General features: G+C 37.7%; 2 protein-coding genes. Both read right to left on the reverse strand.

From position 1 onward, the window contains the following. Positions 1-203, reverse strand: a 203-nt coding sequence (locus tag J1N10_RS21000) for a hypothetical protein (RefSeq protein WP_262328685.1), incomplete at its 3' end; no start/stop codon positions are given. Positions 204-388: 185 nt separating this feature from the next. Further along, positions 389-610, reverse strand: a 222-nt coding sequence (locus J1N10_RS21005) for a helix-turn-helix domain-containing protein (RefSeq protein ID WP_262328686.1), incomplete at its 5' end; no start/stop codon positions are given.

A 610-nucleotide genomic window follows, 5' to 3' on the forward strand; every position in this document is an offset into this window, starting at 1 on the left:
ACATAAACCGCCTGGCTTTTCTTTAAAAGCTGAACACGGTTATCCAGTTTGTCAGTCCAACTCATTTTTGCAAAGGGCATTTCAGTTGGATTTACTACGGCACATTTCAATGACTTTAGTTTGGCTTTTATTTTATCGGTATCTACCAAGCCTTTGGAACTGTTTTCGGGTATATCACTACCGCATATATAAATAGTTGGCATTCTCTACTTCTTTACTATGTTCAAATGATTACATAACTGGCTCTCCGGCAGAACTTGAGTATGTGATTTTTTCTTCAACAAAAGTTTAAAGAACGAGAACCTGATTTCCTGTTTTTTAACTTGAGACTTTCTTTCCTTCCTTTCCTTCATTGGAGTTTTAGATTATTAGAACTGCATATAACCAATTACACATTGCTCTTTATTTCCTCCAAGGAAGAGTGACGGCCAGCTTTAATCCAATCCATTACTTCATCCAGTTTGAACAGTAATATCTTACCACCCGGTTTATAGAAGGGAATCTGTTTATTATACACCCTGCCATAAATGGTTTTAACACTTTCGCCCAATAGCAGGGCCAGTTCCGCAGCATTAACATAGTCAAAGCCTGTTCCGGCTTTATGTTGTAC

Source organism: Carboxylicivirga litoralis (genome assembly GCF_025499605.1).
Taxonomy (GTDB): domain Bacteria; phylum Bacteroidota; class Bacteroidia; order Bacteroidales; family Marinilabiliaceae; genus Carboxylicivirga; species Carboxylicivirga litoralis.